The organism is Cytobacillus sp. (assembly GCF_032154635.1).
Lineage (GTDB): Bacteria > Bacillota > Bacilli > Bacillales > Cytobacillaceae > Cytobacillus.
Genome location: NZ_JALDXW010000048.1, coordinates 1 through 25,688 on the forward strand (window position 1 = coordinate 1; position 25,688 = coordinate 25,688).

Consider the following 25,688-nt stretch of genomic DNA (forward strand, 5'->3'; position numbering starts at 1 on the left):
ATAAAAATGGCTCCGCAGGTAGGACTCGAACCTACGACCGATCGGTTAACAGCCGATAGCTCTACCACTGAGCTACTGCGGAATAGTAAATATACATCACTAAAATCCGTTGCACTCATACTGTGTTTCAAATCCCTTTGTGATTTGTCACAGATTGCTGCAGCCTGCTATTCATGGAAGAAATGCTTCGTACTGCAAGCTTTCGCAATCCACTGAGCTACTGCGGAATAGTGCATATCATCTTTTCGACTCTTCCTATTATAAAAACCTGACTATTAAAAGTCAAGAATGTTTTTCAAAAAAAATTAACCGTTTTTTTAGTAGCTTTGTTACATAAAAAGCAATTCTTTTATGGTTTCATTTCATCCAGCTTAACTAATTTCCCTCTACATTTTCCGCAAACATATTTTTGTGTATTTATATTTCTTCTTCTATGATATTTTTGCCCACAGCTCTTACAAGAATAGATAATAACCTTCTTCTTTCCATTTTGTTGATTATCGCCTGGCAGCGGTGAACAAAAACGGGGAGCTCCGACAGCTCTCATTAATGTTTTGAAATCTTGATCCCGGTGTTTATACCCTTTTCCTTCAATATGCAAATGATAATGACATAGTTCATGCTTAATAATACCACATAATTCTTGATGCCCTAATTGCTCTAAATATTTTCGATTTATTTCTATATGATGGGTACTCAACATATAACGTCCGCCAGTTGTTTTAAGTCTTGAATTAAAGTAAGCCTTATGTCTAAATGGTTTACCAAATTCCTTCTGTGAAATTTCCTCAACCAACCTTTGTAATTCTAAATCATCCATCTTCATCTTTCCCCTAAGAAATATTGTCAACATGACAACCCATTATAGCATACATTATATATACCTTTTGATCTGAGGAGGTACTCATATGCCTGTATGGTTTCAAAATCAAATCCAACGCGCATTCCTTGAAAAAGATCGTTCTCAAATAAAATTATTAAACCAGTGCTGGTTCTTCTACAGAAAAAAACACTGCTCATAGAAAAGCGGAGGCGACTGTTTAGTCCCGACAAGCATAAGACGAACTGGATGGAAGGTTGTTCTTTAACCTTCTAGCCAGTTTGACTTATGACCTCGAGGGACTAGGAGCCGCAGCTAGACAATCCGAAAAGCGCCTTGCTCATCGCCGTACAAACTGGAAGAGCCGTGACTGAGATATAGGAGACACGATGTGCGATAGCGAATAGATGTCGACTTATCGCAGGGAGCGGATCTGAAGTTTGATAGGCGATAGGCGCAGCGGAAGCGACTGCTCCCCCCCGACAAGCACAAAAAAGCCCTTGCGACATTTCATCTGCAAGGGCTTGTCCTGAGCTATAGAAAACATAACAGCCTCAATAACTTTTATTCACTGGGCGGGAGCATTGTTAATGATACTCTCCCTTTATTTTTATCAACAGAATCTACCCATACGGTTACAACATCCCCTACTGAAACAACATCTAGAGGGTGTTTAACGAATTTCCTACTTAATTTTGAGATATGAACGAGCCCATCCTGCTTTACACCAATATCAACAAATGCACCAAAATCTACTACATTTCTGACGGTACCTTGAAGCTCCATTCCAGCATTCAAATCTTCAAGTTTAAGAACATCCTTCTTTAATAAAGGCTTAGGCAAGTCATCTCGGGGGTCCCTCTCAGGCCGTACGAGAGCGTCAATAATATCCTTTAACGTTAATTCTCCAATCCCTAATTCGTTCGATAATTGTCCAACATTCAATTTTGAAAGAGATTCCCTTAATGCTGGACTCCCTAAATCAGCCGTTGTGAAGCCAAGATTGTTTAGCAATTTAATTACTTCAGGATAGCTCTCCGGGTGGATACCTGTATGATCCAACGGCTCTGTGCCATCTATGATTCGCAAGAAGCCAATGGCTTGCTCATACGTTTTAGCACCTAGTCTAGGAATCTTTTTTAACTGCTTTCTATTTGTAAATTTCCCCTCTTCCTCACGCTTTTTGACGATGTTATTGGCAACTGCTTTAGATAAACCAGCAACATATTGAAGCAATGAAGAAGAAGCTGTATTTACATTGACACCAACTTGGTTAACTGCTGTCTCAACTACAAAGCTTAATGATTCGCTTAATTTTTTTTGCGAAACATCATGCTGGTATTGTCCGACACCAACAGACTTCGGGTCAATTTTCACAAGCTCTGCCAATGGATCTTGGAGTCTACGGGCAATTGAGACCGCACTTCTTTCTTCAACCTGCAGATCCGGAAACTCTTCTCTTGCTAGATCAGATGCAGAATACACACTAGCTCCAGCCTCATTGACGATAAGATAGAAAACTTCTTCATTTAGTTCTTTCAAAATATCCGAAATAAATTGTTCTGTTTCCCGCGAAGCCGTTCCATTGCCAATGGCAACCATTTCCACCTGGAATGTTTTTATTAAATCAATAATTTGTGATTTTGCCTCTTTCGTTTTCGAGACCGGCGGATGCGGGTAAATCACAGATATTTTAAGAACCTTCCCTGTTTCATCAACAACTGCTAGCTTGCACCCTGTTCGATAAGCAGGATCCACTGCTAACACGACCTTGCCTTTTAGCGGAGGCTGCAATAATAAATTTCGTAAATTTTCGGAGAAAATCAAAATCGCCTGCTCTTCTGCCTTCTCCGTTAATTCATTTCTAATTTCTCTTTCAATGGATGGCTGTATTAAACGTTTATATCCATCCTCATAGGCTTCTTTCACAAGTAAGGCAGCAGGTGATTGCTCATTTTTCACCCACTTTTTATGAAGATATCTTAAAATAAACTCCACATTCGGCTTGACGCTAATTCGTAAAATATCTTCTTTTTCTCCCCGATTGAGTGCCAATGTCCGATGCGGAACAATTTTTGCGAGTGGCTCCTCGTATTCGTAATACATTTCATACACTTTCTTCTCATCATTCTTTTCATCTTTAACAGCAGACTCAATGGTTCCGGTTTTTATCGTTTCATGACGAATCCACTTCCTGCTTTCTGCATCATCCGATACCCATTCAGCAATGATGTCTTTTGCGCCTGTTAGCGCTTCTTCAATCGTTTCTACTCCTTTTTCTTCAGAAAGATATTCTGCCGCCTTCTCCTCTATTGCTTGAGAAGTCGGAAAAGCAAGCAGCCATTCAGCAAGTGGTTCCAACCCCTTTTCCTTCGCTACCGTCGCCTTTGTTCGTCGTTTCTGTTTATATGGACGATATAGATCCTCTAATTCTTGCAGCTTACTTGCTTTTTGAATTTGTTCATTTAAATCATCCGTTAACTTTCCTTGCTCATCTATCAATCGAACAATTTCCTCTTTCCTTTGCTCGAGATTCTGTATGTATTGCCAGCGTTCCATAATATCCCGAATTTGAACCTCGTCTAAAGCCCCAGTTAATTCTTTGCGATAACGGGCAATAAATGGCACAGTATTTCCCTCTTCAAGAAGATGAATTGTATTCTTTACTTGTTTTAGTGATAATGATAATTCTGATGTAATCATTTCTAATATTTGTTCTTGCTTATTTAATTTTTTCTCCAAGGTTTTACCTCCAGCTTTAGGTCATCATCTTATCTTATCAAAATCTTGCTCATGTTTCATACCTGAACTTCAATGGCAAATAAGCTTATCCTATCAGTAAGATAAGCTCCATGTTAATCAAGATTCTTTTCTTTTGCGCTAATTGCTTCTCTTAACTTTTTTATTGCCTTCCTTTGCAGACGTGATACATGCATTTGCGAAATAGCCAATCTTTTTCCTGCTTCCTTTTGGCTCAAATTCTCTATGTACGTGTATTGAATAACACTCTTTTCACGTTCAGTTAGTACATGTAATATTTTTTCAAGTACGAGAACCTGGTTAATTTTCTCATATCCTTCATCTACATTCCCCAAAATATCATGTAATGTCGTTATTCCACCTTCAGAATCAGTTTCAATCGAATGATCAACAGAAAGCGCTTGATAGCTTTTACTTATTTCCATTGCTTCTAGTATTTCCTCTTCCGATACGCCAACAGCATCTGCTATTTCAGCCATTTTAGGAGATCGCTGGAGTTTAATGGTTAGTTCCTCAATTGTTGATTTTATTTTTGGGCCTAATTCCTTTATCCTCCGAGGTACATGAACACTCCAAGTTTTATCACGCAAAAAACGTTTAATTTCTCCAACTATCGTTGGAACGGCGAAGGCCTCAAAACTCTTCCCATACGTTTCATCATATCTTCGAATCGCCCCTAATAATCCAATTAAGCCAACTTGTATTATATCTTCGTGAAAAGACTTCCCTTTCGAATATTTACGTGCAATGGATTCAACCATCTTCCGATAATGGAGTACGAGTGTTTCCTGTGCCTCTTTGTCTTGTTCAAGCTGGGAAGCTTTTATGAGTTCATTAATTTCTTCTTGAGTGATCTGCTTAGGTTGAGATTGTTTTGACATCCCTCTCCACCCGCTCTCCCTCAAGGTATTTGATCATGAAAACTGTTACACCCTCTTTGTTATGAATTCGCACCTCGTCCATTAATGACTCTATTAAGTAAAGACCTAAGCCTCCTTCACGCAAAAACTCAACAGAATCCGTCTCATCGTAACGTCCTATTCCTTCCTTAGCGGATAAAAAATCAAAACTTCTCCCATTATCTGCAACCATCACTTCCAAACGATTCCCATATAAACCAAAACCGATAAGGATTTCCCCGAGCTCATTATTTGTGTAGGCATGCTGAATAGCATTTGTACACGCCTCACTTGTAGCAATCTTTAAATCTTCAATTTCATCATAGGCAAACCCCATTCGACTCGCAATGCCTGATAATGTAAGCCTGATGACACTCACAAATTCCGCTTTGGCAGGAATTTTTAATTCAATGTAATCAAACGTTTGAGTCATTTTACTTCACCTTCTATCTTGCTGGAAATATCCATAATCTTAGCCAAACCAGTAATTTCAAATAGCCTTATTAGTCGATTGGATAGTCCTAAAAGACGCAATTGTCCATTATTTGAACGGACATTTTTAAAGACGCCAACAAAGACACCTAACCCAGTACTGTCCATATAAGTAACTCCAGAAAGATTAATAATGATTACAGGTTCCTTTTTTTCTGCCAAATGAAAAAGAGCTTCCCGCAGTTTGGGTGCAGTATATGCATCAATCTCTCCACTAATATCCACGGTAGTTAAATGATCTTTTTCATGCGTTTCAATTGAAATATTCATGACTGACCCACCTTCTTATGCCAATTTACCTATTAGGTACCCGAATTTTTCAGAGAGTAAACATGTTATACACAATTAATAAAAACATAATTAATTAGAATTTTCAAAACACCCAGCTGATAAAAAAGGCAAGCATCTTATGCTTGCCTTGGGCAGACGATCTATTATTTATAAAAATGGTGGCTATTTAACCAATGTTCTATATTGCCGTTCAAGATATAAAAACGCTCTTTAACAAGAGCGTTTTGTATTAAAATTCGATAAGACCAAGGCTAATCTGCACAGCTTCATCCACTTTTTCCATCATTTCGTCATCGAGATGGGTAATCTTATCGGTTAAGCGCTGTTTATCAATCGTACGAATTTGTTCTAAAAGAATAACCGAATCCCGTTCAAAGCCATAACGCTTCGCATCAATTTCAACATGAGTAGGCAGCTTAGCTTTTTGAATTTGAGCAGTGATTGCAGCAACAATAACTGTGGGACTAAACCGATTCCCGATATCGTTTTGGATGACAAGCACTGGACGAACGCCACCTTGTTCTGAACCAACAACTGGGGATAGGTCTGCAAAATAAACGTCACCACGTTTGACAATCAAAGGATTACCCTCCGCTTACTAGACGTTCAACTGTGTGTTCTGCCTCGAATTCCGCTTGAAATGCTTCAGATGCAATCGTCAAATTTATTTTCGCCATCTCCATATAGCCACGACGCATGGATTCACGAATTTGTCTCTTTTTCCGTTCACGCAAATACATTTTGGTTGCTTGATAAATGAATTCACTTCGGTTAACGTTTTCCTGTTTAGCAAAACCATCTAACTCTGTTAATAGATGTTGCGGTAATTTAACCATTATCTCTGTCGTTGCGCTGGACTCAGCCACAAACAAACACCTCCACCATCACTACACACCATTTTATATCTACCAATTTCAATATTATCATCAAACACGCCTTATGCAAAGAGGATTTATTAATTCTTCTGTATTATCGGCTAAAAAAATAAGTTTTTATGCATAAACATATTTTTTTAACAAAAAACATATCTTTTAGTTAAATACTACAGCAAAGCATTAATAACCCTTTTCACTTTTCCATTCTTTTTATACACCCTTGGTATTCTTCCAGCTACCATACATGTAATTTCGTAGTTAATGGTCTGAAGCTTCGCGGCCACTTCATTTACTGAAATATATTCATCTCCCTGCTTCCCAATAAGAGTCACTACCGTTCCTATAGGCAACTCACCTGGTAGTTTAACCATGCATTGATCCATGCAAATCCGCCCAACTATTGGGACTCTACTTCCCTCAACAAGCACCTCTTGCCCTTGCAATTTACGTATCCACCCATCAGCATAACCAATTGGCAAAGTCCCAATCCATTCATCTTCAGCTGCTTCATAGGTTGCACCATAGCTAAGCCTCTCACCTTTATTTATCTTTTTAACATGTACAAGTTTTGTATGGAGCGAAAAGGCTGGTTTCAATCTAAATGGGAGAACAGGTTCAATCTCAAGTGAGGGTGTTAGACCATACATAGAAATTCCCATTCTGACTGCATTATGGTGCGTTTCAGGATGTATTAATGCAGCTGCACTATTGCTTGTGTGTATAAATTCTGGTCTAGCTTCAAAGCAGGATATCATTTCTTGAAATCGTTTCATTTGCTGTTCAAAATAAGTAAAATCAAGCTCATCGGCTGTTGCAAAATGAGTGTATACACCTTCTAGGTAAAAGCCAGGATTATCTTTAATTAATGACTCAAGTTCCTTTAATTCATCTTTATCGCGTACACCTAATCTTCCCATTCCAGTATCAAGCTTTACATGGATGGTTAATCTAGCACCCGAAGGTAATACTGCCTTTGCCTCACGCAGCCATTGCTTTTGAAACACGGTTAATGAAATCTGATATTCTGATGCAATTCTAACGTCCTCAGGGCGACACATTCCTAACACAAGGATAGGTGATGTAATTCCTTTTTTCCGAAGTGCTACGGCTTCATCTAAAAAGGCTACCGCTAAATAGGATGCACCTGCATTCAATGCCTCTCTTGCGACTTCTTCGTCACCATGGCCATATCCATTCGCCTTCACAACTGCAAACACCTTCACATTTTCTCCAATATGCCTCTTCATTTCCTTCATATTATATGAAATATGATCCAAGTTTATTTCCGCCCAAGTATCTCTGTAATAAGCCAACTGGCTGTCCACTTACTTCCCCATCCTTTTAACAATCATAAATATTATTATTATCAAACTCTCTATATTGTTTGTCAAATAAATCTACCGTTTATCTGAATATTCACAAACAAAAAAGGCTCTTTTTACAGAGCCTTAGGTACATACTTACTTTACAGCATTCCCTTGCACGGAACGGGCAATTGCAGTTAATTCTTCATCCGTTAAATCATTTGATGCAATTAAATAATCTACTCCTTGATACGTCCAAGTAATTTTATTGTTCGAAAGAGCACCAATTGTGAAACCTAAGTCCACAGGGTCACCGCTTACAGTAGTTAATGATGAAGCTGTCATTACCTCCGCCTTTTCCTGAATGAGCGTGAATGATTTTTCACCATCATATGTTAGTACGACCCGCTTTCCATCTTCTGTTTTAATTTCCTTTTCATTAATCAATTCATATTCAGAAACTTCGGTAGGATATTTCACAGAGAATTCTTCATTTGTAACTTCAGCCATTACAGGAACTTCTAATTGAGCACTCGTCATATTCTTTTTCATATCAAAGTCTTTTTTATCTAATGAAGCATTGAATTTTACATCTGTAAATTCAACCTTTACAAGCGCATTTTTATCCGTATCCATTACTTTTACACTTATAGGAGAGAGATCTGACTTTTTCAATGTAATTTCTTGGGTAGGAAGCATTTGGTTATTTTGATACTTTGTTTTTGTTTCAAAAATATAATGCTGTTTTGTTGCTTTAAAGGTGGCCTCTTTATCATCAATAATATCTTTTATTAATGATTCATATAAATAAGCCTGGCTGCTATTTTTCGGCCACTCACTTTGGAATTTGAAGCTCTTATTTAACGCTGGTGTAAGAACAAACACACCTTCATCATTGCGAAGAATCATTTGGCTCTGATCTTTTTGCGCATTTTTGAGATCTACCTTATAGTACATTGGATCCTTGTGCCAAACCTCGATATCGTACGTTTGTGGCTCTGTTCCCATCTGTAATGTCATCTTCGCATTTGCCTTATAGCTTTTAATTTCCTCGAGTTTCTTACTCAACTCCTTTGTTACATCTCCCTGGGATTTTGTCCCACAAGCAGACAATGCAATGACAATCAATAGCCCGGCTAACAGCATCAACCACTTTCTTCTCATTCCTTCAACCCCTTTAGTCTCGATTCAGAGTATTGTCCAGCCACTGCACTAAGCCAATTTTCTAACAAACTCCAGTAAAATAATCGGCTTTGATCGCGCTTTTCGTGGAGGAGATGAAGGCAAGAGTTTCAGTAAAAAAACTCTAGCCTTGTCTCTCCTATTGCACTATGAATATATGAGACAACCTTTAAGAATATGCTAAAGGGGATGATAAGCTTTTATTTTTCTTTCTGCTCTTGTTTTTCAATAACAACCTGTGCGACAGCATATTCTTTACTATGAGAAATTGACAGATGAACTCCTTTATTAAATGGTTTAGAGATAAATGGCTTCCCGTTTTTATCTTTTTCGATTTCAATATCTAAAAAGGATAGTTTTCCGCCTAATCCAGTCCCTATAGCTTTCGAAAAGGCTTCTTTTGCCGCAAATCGTCCGGCTAAATACTCGCCCTTCCTTTCTTCGGACAGGCTGTTAAAAGTCTCCTTTTCCTTCACTGTTAATATTCGGTCAACAAACTTTTTCTGTCTTATATAAATTCTCCTGATGCGACTAAGCTCTACAATATCTATTCCTATACCGGAAATCACTGGACATCATCCTTCTATTTAAATTATCCTATGCATAAACAATTAAGAGATTAGAAAAGCGAAAGCGCCTTGGGCATCGCCCAAAGTACAAATTTTATAACTTTTTATCTTTTTAAAAAAAGGGAGGACCCTCATGTTTATAAGAACAGAGAGCTTTAAACAATTTCTGCGCCACTTCCCAGTAGTTTCTATCATCGTTTCCATTCATATTGTACTTTATTTATTAACCATTCTGCCATTTCTTCCAAACACATGGCTCTTTGAACATTTCGCTGGGGTGAATTTGTATATTATTGAAGGAGAGTATTGGCGGCTTATTACACCTATTTTTATGCATAGCGGCTTTACTCATGTGCTTTTTAACAGCTTTTCACTTGTCTTATTCGGTCCTGCCTTAGAGCAGATATTAGGAAAAGGCAAATTTATTTTTGTATATGTAACTGCCGGGGTGGCAGCAAATATAGCGACATTACTTTTGGAACCATTAACATATATTCATGTAGGATCTAGCGGAGCAATTTTCGGGTTATTTGGCTTTTTCACAGCCATCATTATGTATAGAAAAGATTTGATTTCATATGCAAATTCACAGCTTATTCTAACCATTACGATCATAAGTGTAATTATGACCTTTTTGCAGCCGAATATTAATGTAGTTGCTCATTTGTTTGGACTCTTAGCTGGTTTTTTAATTGGAGCTGGCTTACTTCCAAATAAAAAAAGAACTGCCTTTTCCTTTATCCGTCCCTCTTCCAATCGTTTTGGCAAACAGCGTCCTTCATTAAAAGGAATTGCTCCTTCTAAACTATTGCTATGGGGCATTCTCATTATCCTTGCATTAGTAGGATTTTTATTTAGATAAGAATAGTAGAAATACCTTGATCATTGCCGTACAAATCGAAAAACGCACGCTTTCTTATTCAGTAAAAAAGGGGCATTTAGCCCCTTTTTCCATGTCATCATTTATATTCCTTATACTCATCCCATAATGTTCTGTTTCCTCGATTGCTTAACTCAGCGATTTGCTTGATGCCGCTTTCGAGCTTTTCATCCACAACACTTGCATCACTAATATGCTTTATGATCATTTTATTTGCTTCATCAAATGTTGATCTTGTTTCTCTAATTTCATTCATTACATCATTTGAATATTCACGCTGTTCTTCAATCGTACTAATAACATCCTTTACCTCTGCTTGGACATTATTAATGACAGACAAGATATAATCAATTGTACTCGTTGTGTTCGTACTTAATTGAATTCCTTCTTCTATTAATCCTGTACTCATTTTCGTCGATTGTAAGGAACCATCAATATCCTTTTGAATATTTTGCGTTAGCACACTAATATTGTGTGTGCTTTCCGCTGTATTTTCTGCCAGCTTACGAACCTCCTCTGCAACAACAGCAAAACCTTTCCCATGCTCACCAGCTCTTGCCGCTTCAATTGATGCATTAAGCGCTAAAAGATTTGTTTGGTCTGCAATTTCTTTAATGACTTTAACGATCATTTCAATTTCTTTTGACCGTTCATTTAATTGATTCATTTTCACAGAGGTTTCATGCAGCTGTTCACCTAGCTTTGCGATAAGCCCCTCTACTTTACTAACAGAGTCTCTTCCTTCTTCTGATATTTTAACCATATCTTTTGTAGATTCGATTAGGCTTTGCCCTTTTTCATGGAGTCCAATGGATTTGTCATAGGACATTTGACTAATGACATTCACTTTGTCAAATCGTTCCATAATTTTCCCGACTAAATCCGCAAGAATGTTATGCTGTCCATTCACCATTTCATGCTGTTCAATCGCAATATTAATTTCATTATTAAAGCTTTCGATAAAACTGTTAAGATATTCTTCATTTTGTTGGGCTTTTTCAAATATCGTCTTTAACTGATGTTTCAGCTCTGCATTTTCCTCTTGAAGCTGTGCCGATCCTTTTTTTGTTTTAAACATAGTAAGTCACTCCATTGTTCAATTTTCATACCACTTCGACCCGTTTTTCTAAAGATGCTATAAAATTTTTCTAGGTCTTTTCCCCTACACTGAAATGGATTTAAAACCTGGGAGGGGCCACTCACTTTAAAACATAGTCCATTATTACTATCGGTTATTTTATCTTTTTTTTCATTGATTTGAGTCAATAATTGAAGAATATTCAATAATTTTTCAATTTTTCACTTTTCCTTCGAATACGAGTACCATTCATATATACCTTCTACATCCTTCTTTTCCAAATCAATCACTCTCCCCCTGGTTCCACCTGAACCGGACATCACCGTTGCTTCGATCGAAGCCAATTTATTTTTATTTTGAAAATAGCTCTCTCTCATAACTAGCGATTGAATTCGGTTTCTTTTCATAAAAATTGTATTTTTTATGATGGCACGGTATCTTAAAGTCAGCTGCTCGCCATCAATCTTCCAGCCAGCGTCCTTAAATTTCAAATAGGAGAGCAGCGTAGAGGGGATGACGATTAAAAGGGATAAATATCCCCATGGCTTAATAAACAATACAGAACCAACAATGATTGGCAGCATGTATAAAAGCCCTCTAAACAAATACCGTTTCAAAGACCTTTTTGGAGCAGATAAAATAGAAATCTCCAAATTATATTCAGGTAAATATGGAGATAAAATCGTTGTGATCACATTCCTTTTCGCGATTGGTAAAAGCATTTCACGTGTGCTTTCCGTTTCGGTTGCAGATCCGCCCGCGCTTTCAATATATACCGTACATAATCCGAATGGCTGTCTAATGAGATTTTCACTTATTCGAATCGCCTGGATCCGATGCAAAGGGATAGTAAGCTGCCTCTTTTCTAGCAGCCCTCTTGTAATAATGAAGTCGTCTTCGTTCTTCTTCACAGTAAATCCCGCATACTTAAGCATCGTTCCGATCAGTGCAGCTACCCAAGCGATTAAAAAGCCCAAAAATACAAGTAAACTGACAACAAGAACCCCGCTTGAAATAAAATCCTCCAGTCCGCTAAAAACTTTTTCATAAGGTATAAATTCCTCAAATTGAAGGATAAATGCAATAACAGCAGAAAGGACTACCCCTACACCCCCAGACGTTGATGCAAGCAGAAGGAGCTCTTTCGGTGATATTTTATAAAGAGTTATTTCTTGCTCTTTTTTAATTGATTCTTCCTCATCAAATGAGACAGAAGCTTTAGCTGAGGATAAAGCCTGTTGAATGAGTATTGCTTGGCTCTTTGAAATAGCTGTTAAGACAGCCTCCGCCTCTCCACTTGAACCAGCAGTTTCTATCTTAACCTTTACTAAACCAAATGGGCGCTGTAAGATTCCCTCTGACAAATCAAGGCTTTGTATCCGTTCAAAGGGAATATATCTTTTCTTGCGTACAAACACACCATATTCAATACGCAATTCCCCTTCTTCTAATCGATATGTAAATCTAAGCCATGTAAGAATTCCAATGATGAATACTAAAACAATAACCCCTAAGGAAGCGAATAACTGAAACAAACCATTTTTACTTCCAAATACAACAAATACGAGAAATGGAATGATTAATTCCTTAAGCTGCTTTAAACAGCTAATAATAGCAGAAATGGGATGAAGCCGTTTTGGTTCAGACATCCTCATCAGCCACCCTTACTAGCTTCGAAATAAAATAACGGAGCTCTTCTGCTTCTTCCACTTCCAATGCTGGAATCTCGTGGACGGTTGCTGCAGTAGATACAGTTATCGTCGCTAATTGATATTTTCGCAAAATCGGCCCTTGCAGCGTATCAACATGTTGAACCCGTATCATTGGAACTAGTGTTCTTTTTATGATAAATACACCATGCTGGAGTTCAATTTCATTTTCACGTACCTCATACCTCCAACGCTTCCATCTCAATGTTGGAATGAGCATAATAAAGAGATAGGCATACAGCGCAAAGGCAAGAACAGCGATCCCGATAATCCAGCTCGGCCAATCAAAGATAAATGTTAGGGAGACTGCTCCTCCTAATACAAGGAGAGCAAAAAACGAATGAATCGCACCAGATATTCTCCAAACGGTCAGACCCTTTTTGGAAATTCTTTTTTGTGGTTCCAAAATCATGTGTATCCTCCTAATTAATAACTCTGTTACTAGTATACATGACCTAAAAAGGATATAAATATTAAAAGCAAAAATAACAAAAAAGAGAGCATACAGTATGCTCTCTTTTTTGTTAACGATAACTATTGGAATTTGATCGATTATTATTGTTATTGCTGTTGCTATAACGTTTATTTTGGGAGCCTTGGCGTGATCTTACTGGTGCCTTTTGTCTTCCTCTTTGCCCTCCATATGATTTATTTCGGTCGTCAAACCTGCGTTCTCTCTTTTGCGGCAGCGGTTTTTCTTCTGTTAGCTTAACAGGTGTTGTGTCAGGCTCTTTTGTCAGCATCTTTAATACTGCCTGCACAATCGTTGTTGCATCTTGCTGCTCTAATAACTCTTCAGCTGCTTGTTTATAATATTCCAGATTATTCGATTCCACTGATTGTAAAATACGCTCAATAACTGCTTTTTGCTGACCTTCTAAAGCCTCATCTAAAGTCGGTGGCTTCATGCGGTCCATTTTCCGTTTGGTTGTTCTTTCGACTACTTGCAGATATGACTTTTCTCTAGGCGTAATGAAAGTCATTGCTACACCAGTTTTACCCGCACGTCCTGTCCGTCCAATTCGGTGAACATAGCTTTCCGGATCTTGTGGAATATCAAAATTGTACACATGTGTAACACCAGAAATATCCAATCCACGTGCCGCAACATCTGTTGCCACTAAAACATCTATCGAACCTTCTTTAAATTTACGCAATACAGACATCCGCTTCGCTTGGCTTAAATCGCCATGAATTCCCTCAGCATTATAGCCTCTAAGATTCAGCGCCTCTGCCAATTCGTCAACTCGCCGCTTTGTGCGTCCAAATATTATGGCAAGCTCAGGGGATTGAATATCAAGCAATCTTGTTAAAATATCAAATTTGCTTCTTTCCTGAACTTCTAAATAATACTGCTCAATTTGCGATACAGTTACTTCCTTTGTTTTCACACGTACAATTTGTGGTTCTTTCATAAAACGTTCAGCGATTTTTTTGATCGGTCCTGGCATTGTTGCTGAGAACAAAAGAGTCTGGCGTTCTTCAGGAATTTGTGCAAGAATCGCCTCAATATCCTCAATGAATCCCATATTTAGCATTTCATCTGCCTCATCAAGGATCACTGTATGAACATTTTCTAGACGAAGCGTTTTACGGTTAATATGGTCGAGCAATCGTCCTGGTGTACCCACAATAATATGAGGGCGGTTTTTTAACGCACGAATTTGACGATTAATATCCTGACCGCCATAAATTGCTAACACTCTTGTTCTTTTTCCATATCCTATTTTATACAATTCTTCTGATACTTGAATTGCCAGCTCACGTGTTGGTGCAATGATAATTCCTTGAATCACATCTTGACTGTAATCAATTTTGTCGATCATTGGTATACCAAATGCAGCTGTTTTTCCTGTTCCTGTTTGAGCTTGTCCGATCAAATCCTTGTTTTCTAGGCTCAAAGGAATCGTTTGTGCTTGGATAGGGGTCGCTTCTTCAAACCCCATTCTCTTAATAGATTTCATCGTTGCAGGGCTTATGCCCAAATCTTGAAACTTTGTCAATGTGTTCATTCTCCTTCTAATCTTCGTTTTCCAATAAATACAGGAAAGATATTTCGTGAAATGGGTACGAGGATGATTCTTCATTTGTATTTCAATAGAGAAATCTGTACCTTACATGAAGAAACCCGCTTGAGAGGAAGGATGTGGCAAGGAGAATTGTTCCCCTTTAAAACTATATATACAAATTCACATAATGAATGAGTGATCCGCATCCAACTTAATGCAGTATAAAAGTGAAAAAAGACATTCTCCAGTTGGAGTATGTCCGGGTTTCTAAAGTGTTCCTCATGATCCTTTATAAATAATTTTAACATTTTCTATACACAATTGCAATCTGAGACAGTTATGGGAAGATCATTAATTTCTCATTTATTTTAGAAACTGATGCACTTCCGCAAAAAGGTCTTCACGTTCCTCACAGTGGCAAATTAAATGCTTCGATTTCTTTAAAAAGAGCAGCTTCTTGGAAGTAGTTCCAATCCGATTATATAAATATTGTGCGCTCTTCGGAGGAACCACTCCATCAATCTCCCCTTGTGCAATTAAGGTTGGGATTGTCACTTGAGGCAAAATAGGACGAATCGATGCAACCAATCTTCGGAACTGAATGGTAGCTGTGATGGGAGTAGCTACTATTTTCCTCTTATATCTCATAAACAATTCATTATCCGCTAACCTGCCCTTTGCTGCATCCCTCAGGATTTCTCCAATATCCTTAAAGAGCTGCTTTGGATTGACATAATAAGCAGCAGCACTAAGGAGAACTAATTTAGCAACGGGATAATGAACAGATAAATAACTGGCAATTAGTCCTCCCATAGAAAAACCAACGACATATACGGTATCACATTTTTCGATCAGCCTTTGTAATTCATTTTCTGCATGTTCAATCCATTTCTTATATTCAATTCCCTTTAATTCAAGCTTGTCGCCATGCCCTGGCAAAGTTGGAACAACGATTTCCCAATTCGTACGAGCCTTCAAATAACTTGCTAGCGGCTCCACTTCAAAAGGTGCGCCTGTAAATCCATGTATACACATGCAACCAATCATTTATGATCACCGCCAAATTTATATGATTTGATTTTATTTTACACCAAATGCTTTTTTCAATACTATTGATAGACACTGGTGGGAAAAAACCAGAAGGACCGGTTCTTTCAATAAAGGAAACACGGTGAGCGATATCGAACCGTTATTGACGCAATCGTTGCGACAGGGGACCTTGGGATAGGGGCTGGAGCTAGACAATTCTCTAATTTCAACGTTTAACTTTCTTATACTTTTAATAAAAATCCCTCCAACAAAATGCTCTTGTTGAAGGGACCTTTTTAATATTTCAGCCACTTTAATATTTCTTTCGGTGTGGCATTTTTTCCATACATTAATATACCTATTTTAAATATTTTCCCTGCTAGCTTCATAAACAGCCAGATGCTAATCAGAAGAATAATGATTGAAATAGATATTTCAATCCACGGCCAGCTTTCAAGCACAGAGAGACGCATAATTAATACAGCAGGCGATGTTAAAGGGAAGTACGAGCCTGCTTGTGCAATCATTCCTTCTGGGTCAGATATGACTGGTGAAAACAATGCTGCTGGCAGCCACGGCAATAAAAAAACAATCCCTTGAAAATTACTCGTTTGGTCCATATCCTCAAAAGTAGCTCCAATTCCGGCAAAAATGGCAGCAAACAGAAGATAGCCTAAAACCGCAATAAAAACGAGCAGCAATGTTTCTGGAACTAGCAAATATTCCAAAATTGGATAATCATTTTTCCAAATGAAGAATGGAACAATGATTAAAATCCATGCCAGGACTTGGGTAATCCCAAGAGCAAAATAGCCGATTATTTTACCTTGCATTAATTCAGAGGAATCTAATGATGAGAGTACAATTTCAGCCACCTTTTCCTTCTTTTCATTAGAGGCACTTTGAAAAATCATCATCCCAGTCATGACAATGGAAAAAAGAATGATGCCTGCGAAAACACCGGGAACTAATCTTTTTAACGGATCCGACTTCCATTCACTTACGTCATTTGATAAGGAAACCGCATCAATGTTAATCCCCTGATTAATTATATCTTTTTCTTGTTGTGATAAATGAAGATTTTCTATTTGCAGTTCTCTTAATGGCTGTACCAATACATTCATTTGTCCCCTAAAATCTTTGTCTATTTTTTCATTTGTATAAACAGTCAATTTCCCCTGTTCCATAAAGTCTTCACTGAAAGAAATATAAGCTGTATTTTCTGTCTTCTTAATTATTTCCTTCATCTCATTTTCATCTTTAATAGCCTCTTGAACATCCCAATCAATTCCTTGTGAGAGAAGTATTTTTTCAACGCTTCCCCAAATATTCATCTCATCCTGAACATAAACCTTTACATGGTCAGATTCACTTTTAAACATATCCAATAATGATGGCAATGATGAAAAAATGATAAAGAGAAGCGGTGTTACTAGTAAGGAAATGATAAATGATTTGTTTTTCATATTTTTCTTAAATTCCCAACGTGCAACCTTCATACTATTACGCATGCTTTTCACCCTCCCCCCATAGTTTTTTATCTGATGCAATATCGATGAATATTTCGTGCAGTGAAATCCTGCTCAGTGATAACTCTTGAATGTGTATATTATCGGGAAGCTGTTTTAGCCAAACTGATGGCCGAATATCCGCCTCTAAATATAAAGTCGCAAGCTCCCCGCTTTGTTCCACTCTTTGCACCTGGGGAAGTCTCTCCAAAATACCTTTTTCATTATGGCCTCGTACCGTACATTTATAGTTAGCATATTGCGCCTTCACTTCGTCCATCGTTCCAGAGATGACCTTTTCTCCACGGTGAATCATGAATAAGCGATCACATAATTCTTCCACCAGATTCATTTGATGGGCAGACAACAGGATAGCTGTCCCTTTATCTGCCAATTCTTTAATCTCAGACTTAATTACTTCCTGACTAACAGGATCCAAACCTGAGAAGGGCTCATCTAGTATCAGAAGATCAGGTTCATGGATAATCGAGGCAATGAATTGAACCTTCTGTCCCATCCCTTTTGACAATTCTTCAATCGAGCTTTTTTCCTTCCCTTCAAGCCCTAATTTCTTTAAATATGTCAATGCCCTTTCTTTTGCCTTTTTCACAGGATAGTCCTTCAATTCAGCAAAATAGAGCAGAATGTCCATAATACTAACCTTTTTATATAAACCGCGTTCCTCGGGAAGATAGCCAATTCTATGGCGAGGTATAGTTCCTGCTGAGCGTCCATGAAATTTTACTGTTCCTTCATCAGGATGAAGAATTCCCATGATGTTCCGAATTGTCGTCGACTTCCCTGCCCCGTTCGGCCCTAAGATCGCCATTATTTCCCCTTTATTCACTTCAAAAGAAATATCCTTAATAATTTGTTTATTTTTAAAAGATTTACCTATTTTGTTTACTGTCAAAACAGGTTCAGTCATTCCTCTCAGTCCTCTCTCCTATTTATGATGCCTTTCCTATAAGCATATAAGTTATAATCTCTTCTATTTCTAACGTCTCAGCTCGAAGCCATTTTAATTGCTTACTTGCTAAATACGACTCTGTTTCCTCCGCACATTTTGAAACAAGAATTCGCTCATTTTTCCGATCGATCACTCCTGGAATCGGCTCGTTTGGAATGAACTCATCCATCCAATACTGCTTAAATTGTCCCGTTAATTCTTCCTTTTCAAATTTCCCAAGCAGCTGTCCCTCTTTCATAACAACTACATAATCCGCAAGCTTGCGGATATCCTCCGCCTGATGGCTTGAAATAATAATTAATTTATCTCCTCTTTCCATCCATTCGACAATCACATCTAACAGCATTTGCTTTGAAGGAATATCCATATGTGCTGTCGGTTCATCGAGAATTAAAATATCTGCATCCCTTGCAAGTGTTAATGCAAGATTAAGTTTTTGCTGGACGCCTTGAGATAGTTTTCCGTACTTTTTTGTCAGCGGAATTTGATACATCTTCACTAACCGCTCAAATAGCGGTTGGTCCCATGTTGGATACCATTTCGAAACAAGCTCTCTCAGCTGGTTCCCATTGAAAGAATCACATCCTAATAGTGTCTGTGGTAAATAGGCAATCCTTTTTTTCCAGCCTTCCGCTTCACTGTCTATCAGCTGTCCAAATAATTTTATTTCCCCTTCATCTTGTACAGCTAAGCGCATTAAAACTTTTAGTAATGTACTTTTCCCAGCCCCATTATTGCCGACAATAGCAGTGATGGTGCCAGCCTCAAAGGACAGGTCCATTGGGCCTAATTGAAAATCATCCACATTCTTTTTTAAACGATTTATTTCAATCCATTTTTCCATCATTATTGTGTCCGCCTTTCTTTTCCAAGCTAGCAATGATTTCTTGAAAAACCACTTCAATCTGTTCAAGTGTATAATCGTGGCGAAGAGCTGTTTCTACAGCCTTTTCAATCGCATGATAAACTGCAGAAACGGTCACTTCTTCCTTCTTAGATGCCTCGATTTCCGCAACAAATGTCCCTTTCCCTTGAGTCGTTCGAATGAATCCCTGGTATTCAAGATTTTGATAGGCACGCCTTGTTGTGATCACACTAATCTCAAGCTCCTTAGACAAAACACGTATAGATGGCAGCGATGTGCCAGCTGGCAGCTGACCTCCTGCAATAAGCGCTTTTATTTGTTCTTCAATTTGGTGATAAATTGGCTCTCTTGATTCCTTTGAAAGTCGAATAGGAAGTTCCACTTAATCGCCACCTTCCTTATTAATCCATTAGTGTAAATAATCAACCTTATCAATTCTTTTATATACATAGCCTTTGTAATAGAAGAGACCTATAGCAGCCAGCAAAATTGATATAAGAATTGAAGGGAATGGCCATTCCTTTGCAGCATACATAGTCATTTCAACAATTCCTTTATTAAACACATTATAAATCACGATTAGAACAGCTAATATTCCACCATAGAATAGGACATTAACTACAACTGCCTTTAATGTACTAATCTTTTCACCGACATCACTTGCCGGAAACATGGAACCGCATAATACACCAAAACTTAGCCAGATAATTGAAAATACTAGATATGAACCTACAGGCATATATGCTCTATACTCTGATGAAAACGTATAGATAAGAACAAGCACTAATATATGAAAGGGAATTGAAATCGTAAAATAACTAATAAATCTGCTCAAAACAAGCACATTTTTTTTAATCGGCAATTGGTTAAGCATGATGAAGTAAGGGGAGACCCAGATATCTCCTCCCATCCTTTTTAATTGGTGCTCCTTTGGTCTAAAAGAGGTAGCAAGTACCCAGAAAGTGAATAAATAGAAGACGTCAAAAACAATCGGCGCATCATTTATAAGAGTGCTTGAAAATACCAATGTAAAAAAAAGTGCTAAACAAAATGCTACAGCAACAAGTGTAATAATTCCTTTCAATGATGCCTTTACTTCAAACATAGCAAGCCACCGTGCCTGTTTCCACTCGCTCATAGATAAGTCCTCCTTAACTGTTATACTGTTTATATCTATATACACACTATATGATAACTGGAAAGTTTTTGCAACTACTTTTTTCTAATAAAAAACATCCCCTGATTTAATAAAACTGAATCAGGGGATGTTTTTTATTTCTATTGTAATGCCGAGACAACTTCCTCGAGTCTCATTCCTCTTGATGCCTTTACTAATATGATTGTTTCTTCATTCACTAATTTTCTTAGTTCATCAATAAGCGGCTGTTTTTCTGTAAAAGCAAACACTCGATTTGCTGGCAGGGAAGCTTTTGCCCCTTCAGCAATATACTTTCCTAGGTTTCCAAATGTAAAGACATAATCTATTTTATTGGCATCAATGGACTCGCCCATTTTGCGATGAAATTCTTCCTCTTCTGGTCCAAGTTCAAGCATATCACCAAGAACAAGAATCTTATTTTTATATCCTGGAAGATGAGCAATTAACTCAATAGCTGCATACATCGATGTTGGACTTGCATTGTAAGCATCATTAATAATTTTTTCACCCATTTTTCCTTGCAGCAGCTCAGTCCTCATATTTGTCAGCTTCAACCCGGAAAAACCGTCATTCATCTTTTCATAAGGAATACCGAAAAAATCGGCAACAGCCATGGCTGCCATTGCATTTAATACATTATGCGTTCCTAAGACAGGCAGAAAAAATGTCTTCTCTGAAGCGTTGATGACAAACGAGCTCCCTGTATCATTTTGTTCAATATCCACCGGATAAAGGTCATTTCTTGTATTTCTACCAAATGTTTTCGTGACGAAGGTTTTATCTAAATCCTCTAAACGCTCCGTTAATAAAGGCTCATCTCCGTAATAAACAAGTAAACCATTATCCTGTAGTCCGTTTACAATCTCAAGCTTTGCTTCCGCAATCCCTTCTCTTGAACCTAGATCCAGAAGATGAGATTCACCTATATTTGTAATAATGGCTGCCTCTGGACGTGCTAAGCGGGTAAGAAAGTCAATCTCCCCCCTGCTGCTCATTCCCATTTCTAAAACGGCCATTTCTGTATCTGTTTCTAATCCAAGAATCGTTAATGGGAGGCCAATCTCATTATTAAAGTTCCCCTCTGTTTTTTGTACTTTGTACTTTAAGGAAAGAAGGTTTGCCATTATATCCTTTGTCGTCGTCTTTCCATTGCTTCCTGTAATCCCCACTACCTTAACATCTAGCTCATTGCGGTATTTACGCGCTAATTCTTGCAAGGCAATTAATGTATCTTCCACAACTAGAATAGGCAAATGCAATGGCGGGTTTGGAACATCCTTTTGCCAAAAGGCAGCTGCTGCTCCTTTTTTAATAGCTTCTTCTACAAATCGATGACCATCTGAGTTTTCACCCTTAAATGGAATAAATAAATGACCATTTGTTATTTTTCGTGAATCAATACTTACACCGTGTACGGTGGTATCTTTAAATGGCGCAACGTCATTCTCAACCTTTATCATTCCAGCAATTTGCTGCAGCGTTCTCTTGATCATCATGTACCTCCCTCTTCAGACAGCATTTATTAAGAGCATGAATGCGTCTTATGTATAAAGAGAGCACGCCGAAAACAATCGACGTGTCTCAGTTGTTTTCCTGCCGAGTTGTCTTATGCTTGTCGCCCCTGTGCAAGGCGCCTCCGCTTTTCTTTATTCCATCGTATGTTTAATATTTTGCTTTTCTATATGTCTTTCTATCGCAAGATTTACTAGCTTTTCAATAAGCTGCGGATATTCTACTCCTGTATGCTTCCAGAGCAGCGGAAACATGCTAAATGGTGTAAAGCCAGGCATTGTATTAATCTCGTTTATATACCATGTTCCTTCTCTTGTCAGAAAGAAATCCGCTCTTACTAGCCCCGAACAGTCGAGTGCTTTAAAGGCCTTGATGGCCATTTCCTTCAGCTCATTATATTCTGTATCCGTAATTTCAGCTGGGATAATTAATGCTGTATTGCCATCCTCGTATTTTGCCTTATAATCATAGAATTCTTTTTTCGGAACAATCTCACCAGCGACGGAGCATTCCGGATAATCATTCCCCATTATTCCTGTCTCAATTTCTCTAGCCGTGACTCCTTCTTCAATGATGATTTTACGATCAAATTGAAAGGCCTCTTTAAATGCCCGTTCAAGCTCCGAGCGGTTTGTACATTTACTAATGCCAACACTTGAACCCAGATTCGCCGGTTTAACGAAACAAGGATAGCCAAGCTCATTTTCTATTTTATTGTAGGCCTCATCCTTCGCATTTTCCCATTCGCTGCGGATAAACCATGTATACTTCACCTGCGGAAGGCCAGCCTGCGCAAAAACATTTTTCATAATAACTTTATCCATGCCTGCCGAGGAAGCGAGAACACCGTTTCCTACATAAGGAAGGTTCATAAGCTCTAACAATCCCTGTACGGTTCCATCCTCCCCATTTGGACCATGTAATAATGGAAAAATCACATCAAAGGGATCGCTCTGTTCAGATGCTTGAAATAAGGTAGGTGCTAAAGCTGCTTGTGGCAATGCTTCCGTTTTTGAAAACGCTAGTTCCTTTACATTTGTCACAGGTGCCAATAATTGCTGACCCTTCAACCATTCGCCGCTCTTTGAAATATATATTGGATGAATTTCAAATTTCTCTAAATCTAAAGCTTTTATTACAGCCATTGCCGTCTGCATCGAAACATCATGTTCCGCTGATTTACCACCATATAAAAGACCAATTTTTGTTTTTATCATTTAGACAAACCTCCATTTGGAATTGCACCTACCTATTTTACCACTTCCTTAATTAAGAAAGGGAGTGATTCGCAACTGTTAATTGAAGAAGTTTTTCCTAACTGTGTGCGCCCATATTTATATATGTATGAATCACTTAGAAGAAAGGAAACATTTCTTCGTATAATTTCTAGTTTACTTTTCATTTCCTTATTCTATTGCCTCTGCTTAATTTCAAAAAAAGCTACCTGATTTCGCAGGCAGCCTTTTTATGTTGCTATTTTTCAGATTCAACCATTTCAGATTCATTATATTTATATTTAGAACGGTCAATTGGAGTAAAGCCCTCAGGGTTATAGAAACGCAATAGATCCCCATTGACGACTCTATCTGAAAGAGATAATTTATGACTCGCACTTTCTTGTAATTTTTCTGCTTCAGCTAATCTGTCTTCTTCTACTAGCAAACCAGTTTTGGAATCATAGAACTTACCATCGATAGAAGTAATGGTTGAGCTTACAAAGTTTCCATTTCTGAAAGGAACCAGATCATCATGCTCTTCAGATAAAAGGTCTGTTCCAAACTGTACATAATCCTTTGTGTCGATCCCTAGCAAGTGAAGAAGTGTTGGAAGAATATCCATTTGTCCACCATACTCATGGTTCACTCCGCCTTGCATGCCAGGCACTCGAATAAATAATGGCACTCGTTGTAAACCTGTGCTCTCGAAAGATGTAATTTCTTTTCCTAACACTTTTTCCATAGCTTTATTATGATTTTCTGAAATTCCATAATGGTCACCGTACATGATAATAATCGAATTATCATATAACCCAGATTCCTTCAGATAATCAAAAAATTGCTTTAAGGCTTCATCAGCATAACGAGCAGTCTGGAAGTAGCGATCAACTGATTTATCACCAGTTGTATGAGGAGCCATTGTCGCATCTTCCTCTTTAATTGGGTATGGATAATGATGTGTCACCGTAATAAATTTTGTATAGAACGGCTGTGGCAATGATTCCAAAAGCGGAATGGATTGCTCAAAGAATGGCTTATCCATTAACCCATAATCAGCCAAGTCTTCAGGCTTCATATCATAGTAGTTGGAATCAAAAAACTTGTTAAAGCCAAATGATTTATAAATTTCATTACGGTTCCAGAAGCTGCCCGAATTTCCGTGAAATACTGCGGATGTATAGCCCTGCTGACCTAGAATAGCTGGTGCGGCTTGGAACGTATTTAATCCTTTTGTTGTAAATGCTGAGCCCGAAGGCAATCCATACAATGAATTTTCCAGCATAAATTCTGCATCAGCCGTTTTGCCTTGTCCTGTTTGATGGAAAAAATTATCAAAGTAAAGTGTGTTTCCTTCACTCGTCAAAGAATTTAGAAACGGTGTTACCTCTTCCCCATGCAGTTTGTAATTAATCAGGAAGTTTTGTATCGATTCAAGATGCAAATAGATGACATTCATGCCTTCTCCCTTACCGAAATATGCTGGATTTGGTTTAGCATAATTTGACTGAGTAAAGTTAATGACTTCTGTTATGTCATTGCTGTCTGCCATAACCCTTTGTGCAGATGCTTTCGTGCTTTGAACCGCATCATAGATCGTATAGTTATACATTCCTAAATATTTTACAATGTAGTTTCGGTCAAATCCTCTTGTTAATAGCTGGGGGCGGTCTGCTTCAGCTAAAGCAAGGTTTAAACTTGAAATTCCTAAAGCTAATGATAATAAAGCTGCTACCTTCCTGCGGCCAATATCTTTTACTTCCATTTTCACAAATTTAAAAGAAAGCAAGCCAATCAAAAGAATAAGATCAATAAAGAATAAGAAATCATACGGTTTTAAAAGTGAGCTGATGCTTCCACTAACATCTCCGAAATTTTGTGTCTGCGTTAAAGTTGGCAATGTAATAAAATCATTAAAGAACCGATAAAATAACACATTGGCAAATAAAAGAAATGATAATAGAAAATCAATGATCAACAGAAAAATATATTTTTTTCTTCCTTTAAAGAAGAAAGCCAGTCCCAAAAATAATAAGGATGAACCCAACGGATTTAAAAATAATAGAAACCGTTGCAGGGAACTTTCAATTCCTAAATCAAACTGTGTGGCTTGTACGATAAATGTTTTCATCCACAGTAGAACAACTGCTAAAAAGAAAAAGACCACATATTTATTTAATATATTTTGATCTTTTTGAAATCGTTTATTCATTTTTACACCTTCCCCTATTCTTTGCATTATCGCCGTATGAGCATGACCAAGATCCGTTTAAACCGAAAACTCAAAGAAAGGTTATTTATATATTGATTAATTAATTTTTATAGTTTTAACCGCGATAAACAATATAACATGTTTTAATAAAAAAATGAACTATTTTGATGTATTTACCAATATCCAGATTATGTCCTAAACGCTAGAGAAATGACTATTCCCCTGAAAAAATCGCTTTTACATGACGTATCTAATGCCCTGTAAGCTTTGCCCCAGCTTTAGGGTGAACGGCTAATCGATCAATTAAATTCGAGCTGGATTTATTTAAACCAGATAGTTGAACTGCAACTC

Annotated in this window: 25 protein-coding genes and 1 tRNA gene; 2 read left to right on the forward strand and 24 right to left on the reverse strand. The window is 37.8% G+C overall.

Annotation, left to right across the window (positions count from 1 at the left end; all coding sequences use genetic code 11):
* Nucleotides 1–7 precede the first annotated feature (7 nt).
* Nucleotides 8–82: transfer RNA gene (locus RUH74_RS21360), tRNA-Asn, on the reverse strand.
* A gap of 267 nt (nucleotides 83–349) precedes the next feature.
* Complete coding sequence (locus RUH74_RS21365; RefSeq protein WP_313803919.1) at nucleotides 350–820, reverse strand: SprT family protein; 471 nt, start codon at nucleotides 818–820, stop codon at nucleotides 350–352.
* Nucleotides 821–908: 88 nt separating this feature from the next.
* On the opposite strand from RUH74_RS21365, the gene cmpA reads away from it, so the two are divergent.
* Complete coding sequence (gene cmpA / locus RUH74_RS21370; protein ID WP_313803922.1) at nucleotides 909–1,022, forward strand: cortex morphogenetic protein CmpA; 114 nt, start codon at nucleotides 909–911, stop codon at nucleotides 1,020–1,022.
* Between the two features lie 362 nt (nucleotides 1,023–1,384).
* On the opposite strand, the gene RUH74_RS21375 is transcribed toward cmpA, so the two are convergent.
* The 9 genes from RUH74_RS21375 to acpS all read right to left on the reverse strand — a co-directional run bounded on the left by RUH74_RS21375 (nucleotide 1,385) and on the right by acpS (nucleotide 9,192).
* Entirely contained in the window at nucleotides 1,385–3,523 is a 2,139-nt protein-coding gene (locus tag RUH74_RS21375; RefSeq protein ID WP_396230132.1) for a Tex family protein, read from the reverse strand.
* 152 nt (nucleotides 3,524–3,675) lie between these two features.
* Nucleotides 3,676–4,461, reverse strand: coding sequence for an RNA polymerase sigma factor SigB (gene sigB / locus RUH74_RS21380; protein ID WP_313803928.1), 786 nt, complete (start codon nucleotides 4,459–4,461; stop codon nucleotides 3,676–3,678).
* The gene (gene rsbW / locus RUH74_RS21385; protein WP_313803931.1) at nucleotides 4,439–4,912 is read right to left on the reverse strand and encodes an anti-sigma B factor RsbW; all 474 of its coding nucleotides are present in this window, start codon (nucleotides 4,910–4,912) and stop codon (nucleotides 4,439–4,441) included. Before rsbW ends, sigB begins: the two co-directional genes overlap by 23 nt.
* A complete protein-coding gene (locus tag RUH74_RS21390; protein WP_313803934.1) occupies nucleotides 4,909–5,241 on the reverse strand; it encodes an anti-sigma factor antagonist in 333 nt (110 codons plus the stop codon). The genes rsbW and RUH74_RS21390 overlap by 4 nt, the downstream gene beginning before the upstream one ends.
* 250 nt (nucleotides 5,242–5,491) lie before the next feature.
* On the reverse strand, nucleotides 5,492–5,842 hold the full coding sequence (gene ndoA / locus RUH74_RS21395; protein ID WP_009336311.1) for a type II toxin-antitoxin system endoribonuclease NdoA: 351 nt from the start codon (nucleotides 5,840–5,842) through the stop codon (nucleotides 5,492–5,494).
* A gap of 4 nt (nucleotides 5,843–5,846) precedes the next feature.
* Nucleotides 5,847–6,128 carry a CopG family ribbon-helix-helix protein gene (locus tag RUH74_RS21400; protein WP_053477859.1) on the reverse strand — a complete coding sequence of 94 codons (282 nt, stop codon included), beginning with the start codon at nucleotides 6,126–6,128 and terminating at the stop codon, nucleotides 5,847–5,849.
* Between the two features lie 176 nt (nucleotides 6,129–6,304).
* A complete protein-coding gene (gene alr, locus RUH74_RS21405) occupies nucleotides 6,305–7,462 on the reverse strand; it encodes an alanine racemase (protein ID WP_313803939.1) in 1,158 nt (385 codons plus the stop codon).
* Nucleotides 7,463–7,597: 135 nt separating this feature from the next.
* Nucleotides 7,598–8,605, reverse strand: a complete 1,008-nt coding sequence (locus RUH74_RS21410) for a LolA family protein (protein WP_313803942.1) — start codon at nucleotides 8,603–8,605, stop codon at nucleotides 7,598–7,600.
* A 218-nt stretch (nucleotides 8,606–8,823) separates the two neighbouring features.
* A complete protein-coding gene (gene acpS / locus RUH74_RS21415) occupies nucleotides 8,824–9,192 on the reverse strand; it encodes a holo-ACP synthase (protein ID WP_313803945.1) in 369 nt (122 codons plus the stop codon).
* A gap of 133 nt (nucleotides 9,193–9,325) precedes the next feature.
* Between acpS and RUH74_RS21420 the strand changes: the two genes are divergently transcribed.
* Nucleotides 9,326–10,054, forward strand: coding sequence for a rhomboid family intramembrane serine protease (locus tag RUH74_RS21420; protein ID WP_313803948.1), 729 nt, complete (start codon nucleotides 9,326–9,328; stop codon nucleotides 10,052–10,054).
* 97 nt (nucleotides 10,055–10,151) lie between these two features.
* On the opposite strand, the gene RUH74_RS21425 is transcribed toward RUH74_RS21420, so the two are convergent.
* The 13 genes from RUH74_RS21425 to ltaS form a co-directional block, all read right to left on the reverse strand.
* On the reverse strand, nucleotides 10,152–11,150 hold the full coding sequence (locus tag RUH74_RS21425) for a methyl-accepting chemotaxis protein (protein WP_313803951.1): 999 nt from the start codon (nucleotides 11,148–11,150) through the stop codon (nucleotides 10,152–10,154).
* 221 nt (nucleotides 11,151–11,371) lie between these two features.
* Nucleotides 11,372–12,799 (reverse strand): PH domain-containing protein, encoded by a 1,428-nt coding sequence (locus RUH74_RS21430; protein WP_313803954.1) that lies wholly within the window; start codon nucleotides 12,797–12,799, stop codon nucleotides 11,372–11,374.
* Nucleotides 12,792–13,271, reverse strand: a complete 480-nt coding sequence (locus RUH74_RS21435) for a PH domain-containing protein (RefSeq protein WP_313803957.1) — start codon at nucleotides 13,269–13,271, stop codon at nucleotides 12,792–12,794. Before RUH74_RS21435 ends, RUH74_RS21430 begins: the two co-directional genes overlap by 8 nt.
* 112 nt (nucleotides 13,272–13,383) lie before the next feature.
* The gene (cshA, locus tag RUH74_RS21440) at nucleotides 13,384–14,862 is read right to left on the reverse strand and encodes a degradosome RNA helicase CshA (protein ID WP_313803960.1); all 1,479 of its coding nucleotides are present in this window, start codon (nucleotides 14,860–14,862) and stop codon (nucleotides 13,384–13,386) included.
* A 369-nt stretch (nucleotides 14,863–15,231) separates the two neighbouring features.
* Nucleotides 15,232–15,915 carry an alpha/beta hydrolase gene (locus RUH74_RS21445; RefSeq protein WP_313803963.1) on the reverse strand — a complete coding sequence of 228 codons (684 nt, stop codon included), beginning with the start codon at nucleotides 15,913–15,915 and terminating at the stop codon, nucleotides 15,232–15,234.
* Between the two features lie 278 nt (nucleotides 15,916–16,193).
* The gene (locus tag RUH74_RS21450; protein WP_313803966.1) at nucleotides 16,194–17,408 is read right to left on the reverse strand and encodes an ABC transporter permease; all 1,215 of its coding nucleotides are present in this window, start codon (nucleotides 17,406–17,408) and stop codon (nucleotides 16,194–16,196) included.
* On the reverse strand, nucleotides 17,401–18,333 hold the full coding sequence (locus RUH74_RS21455; RefSeq protein WP_313803969.1) for an ABC transporter ATP-binding protein: 933 nt from the start codon (nucleotides 18,331–18,333) through the stop codon (nucleotides 17,401–17,403). The genes RUH74_RS21450 and RUH74_RS21455 overlap by 8 nt, the downstream gene beginning before the upstream one ends.
* Nucleotides 18,334–18,355: 22 nt before the next feature.
* A complete protein-coding gene (locus RUH74_RS21460; RefSeq protein WP_313803972.1) occupies nucleotides 18,356–19,222 on the reverse strand; it encodes an ATP-binding cassette domain-containing protein in 867 nt (288 codons plus the stop codon).
* On the reverse strand, nucleotides 19,203–19,622 hold the full coding sequence (locus RUH74_RS21465; RefSeq protein WP_313803975.1) for a GntR family transcriptional regulator: 420 nt from the start codon (nucleotides 19,620–19,622) through the stop codon (nucleotides 19,203–19,205). Before RUH74_RS21465 ends, RUH74_RS21460 begins: the two co-directional genes overlap by 20 nt.
* Before the next feature lie 27 nt (nucleotides 19,623–19,649).
* Nucleotides 19,650–20,378: a hypothetical protein gene (locus tag RUH74_RS21470; protein ID WP_313803978.1), complete on the reverse strand. Its 729-nt coding sequence runs from the start codon at nucleotides 20,376–20,378 to the stop codon at nucleotides 19,650–19,652.
* A 140-nt stretch (nucleotides 20,379–20,518) separates the two neighbouring features.
* Nucleotides 20,519–21,892 carry a UDP-N-acetylmuramoyl-tripeptide--D-alanyl-D-alanine ligase gene (locus tag RUH74_RS21475; RefSeq protein ID WP_313803984.1) on the reverse strand — a complete coding sequence of 458 codons (1,374 nt, stop codon included), beginning with the start codon at nucleotides 21,890–21,892 and terminating at the stop codon, nucleotides 20,519–20,521.
* A gap of 153 nt (nucleotides 21,893–22,045) precedes the next feature.
* Nucleotides 22,046–23,125: a D-alanine--D-alanine ligase gene (locus RUH74_RS21480; RefSeq protein ID WP_313803987.1), complete on the reverse strand. Its 1,080-nt coding sequence runs from the start codon at nucleotides 23,123–23,125 to the stop codon at nucleotides 22,046–22,048.
* Nucleotides 23,126–23,384: 259 nt separating this feature from the next.
* Nucleotides 23,385–25,337 carry a lipoteichoic acid synthase gene (gene ltaS / locus RUH74_RS21485; protein WP_313803981.1) on the reverse strand — a complete coding sequence of 651 codons (1,953 nt, stop codon included), beginning with the start codon at nucleotides 25,335–25,337 and terminating at the stop codon, nucleotides 23,385–23,387.
* Between the last annotated feature and the right edge of the window lie 351 nt (nucleotides 25,338–25,688).

What these genes read in the sequence shown, in the direction of transcription:
- RUH74_RS21420 (WP_313803948.1), top strand. Translation starts at nt 9,326, where the DNA reads ATGTTTATAAGAACAGAGAGCTTTAAACAATTTCTGCGCCACTTCCCA.
- RUH74_RS21390 (WP_313803934.1), bottom strand. Translation starts at nt 5,241, where the DNA reads ATGAATATTTCAATTGAAACGCATGAAAAAGATCATTTAACTACCGTG.
- RUH74_RS21425 (WP_313803951.1), bottom strand. Translation starts at nt 11,150, where the DNA reads ATGTTTAAAACAAAAAAAGGATCGGCACAGCTTCAAGAGGAAAATGCA.
- RUH74_RS21450 (WP_313803966.1), bottom strand. Translation starts at nt 17,408, where the DNA reads ATGCGTAATAGTATGAAGGTTGCACGTTGGGAATTTAAGAAAAATATG.
- RUH74_RS21455 (WP_313803969.1), bottom strand. Translation starts at nt 18,333, where the DNA reads ATGACTGAACCTGTTTTGACAGTAAACAAAATAGGTAAATCTTTTAAA.
- RUH74_RS21470 (WP_313803978.1), bottom strand. Translation starts at nt 20,378, where the DNA reads ATGAGCGAGTGGAAACAGGCACGGTGGCTTGCTATGTTTGAAGTAAAG.
- RUH74_RS21375 (WP_396230132.1), bottom strand. Translation starts at nt 3,523, where the DNA reads ATGATTACATCAGAATTATCATTATCACTAAAACAAGTAAAGAATACA.
- RUH74_RS21435 (WP_313803957.1), bottom strand. Translation starts at nt 13,271, where the DNA reads ATGATTTTGGAACCACAAAAAAGAATTTCCAAAAAGGGTCTGACCGTT.
- RUH74_RS21365 (WP_313803919.1), bottom strand. Translation starts at nt 820, where the DNA reads ATGGATGATTTAGAATTACAAAGGTTGGTTGAGGAAATTTCACAGAAG.
- RUH74_RS21445 (WP_313803963.1), bottom strand. Translation starts at nt 15,915, where the DNA reads ATGATTGGTTGCATGTGTATACATGGATTTACAGGCGCACCTTTTGAA.
- RUH74_RS21460 (WP_313803972.1), bottom strand. Translation starts at nt 19,222, where the DNA reads ATGATGGAAAAATGGATTGAAATAAATCGTTTAAAAAAGAATGTGGAT.
- rsbW (WP_313803931.1), bottom strand. Translation starts at nt 4,912, where the DNA reads ATGACTCAAACGTTTGATTACATTGAATTAAAAATTCCTGCCAAAGCG.
- sigB (WP_313803928.1), bottom strand. Translation starts at nt 4,461, where the DNA reads ATGTCAAAACAATCTCAACCTAAGCAGATCACTCAAGAAGAAATTAAT.
- ltaS (WP_313803981.1), bottom strand. Translation starts at nt 25,337, where the DNA reads ATGAATAAACGATTTCAAAAAGATCAAAATATATTAAATAAATATGTG.
- cmpA (WP_313803922.1), top strand. Translation starts at nt 909, where the DNA reads ATGCCTGTATGGTTTCAAAATCAAATCCAACGCGCATTCCTTGAAAAA.
- RUH74_RS21475 (WP_313803984.1), bottom strand. Translation starts at nt 21,892, where the DNA reads ATGATCAAGAGAACGCTGCAGCAAATTGCTGGAATGATAAAGGTTGAG.
- RUH74_RS21410 (WP_313803942.1), bottom strand. Translation starts at nt 8,605, where the DNA reads ATGAGAAGAAAGTGGTTGATGCTGTTAGCCGGGCTATTGATTGTCATT.
- RUH74_RS21430 (WP_313803954.1), bottom strand. Translation starts at nt 12,799, where the DNA reads ATGTCTGAACCAAAACGGCTTCATCCCATTTCTGCTATTATTAGCTGT.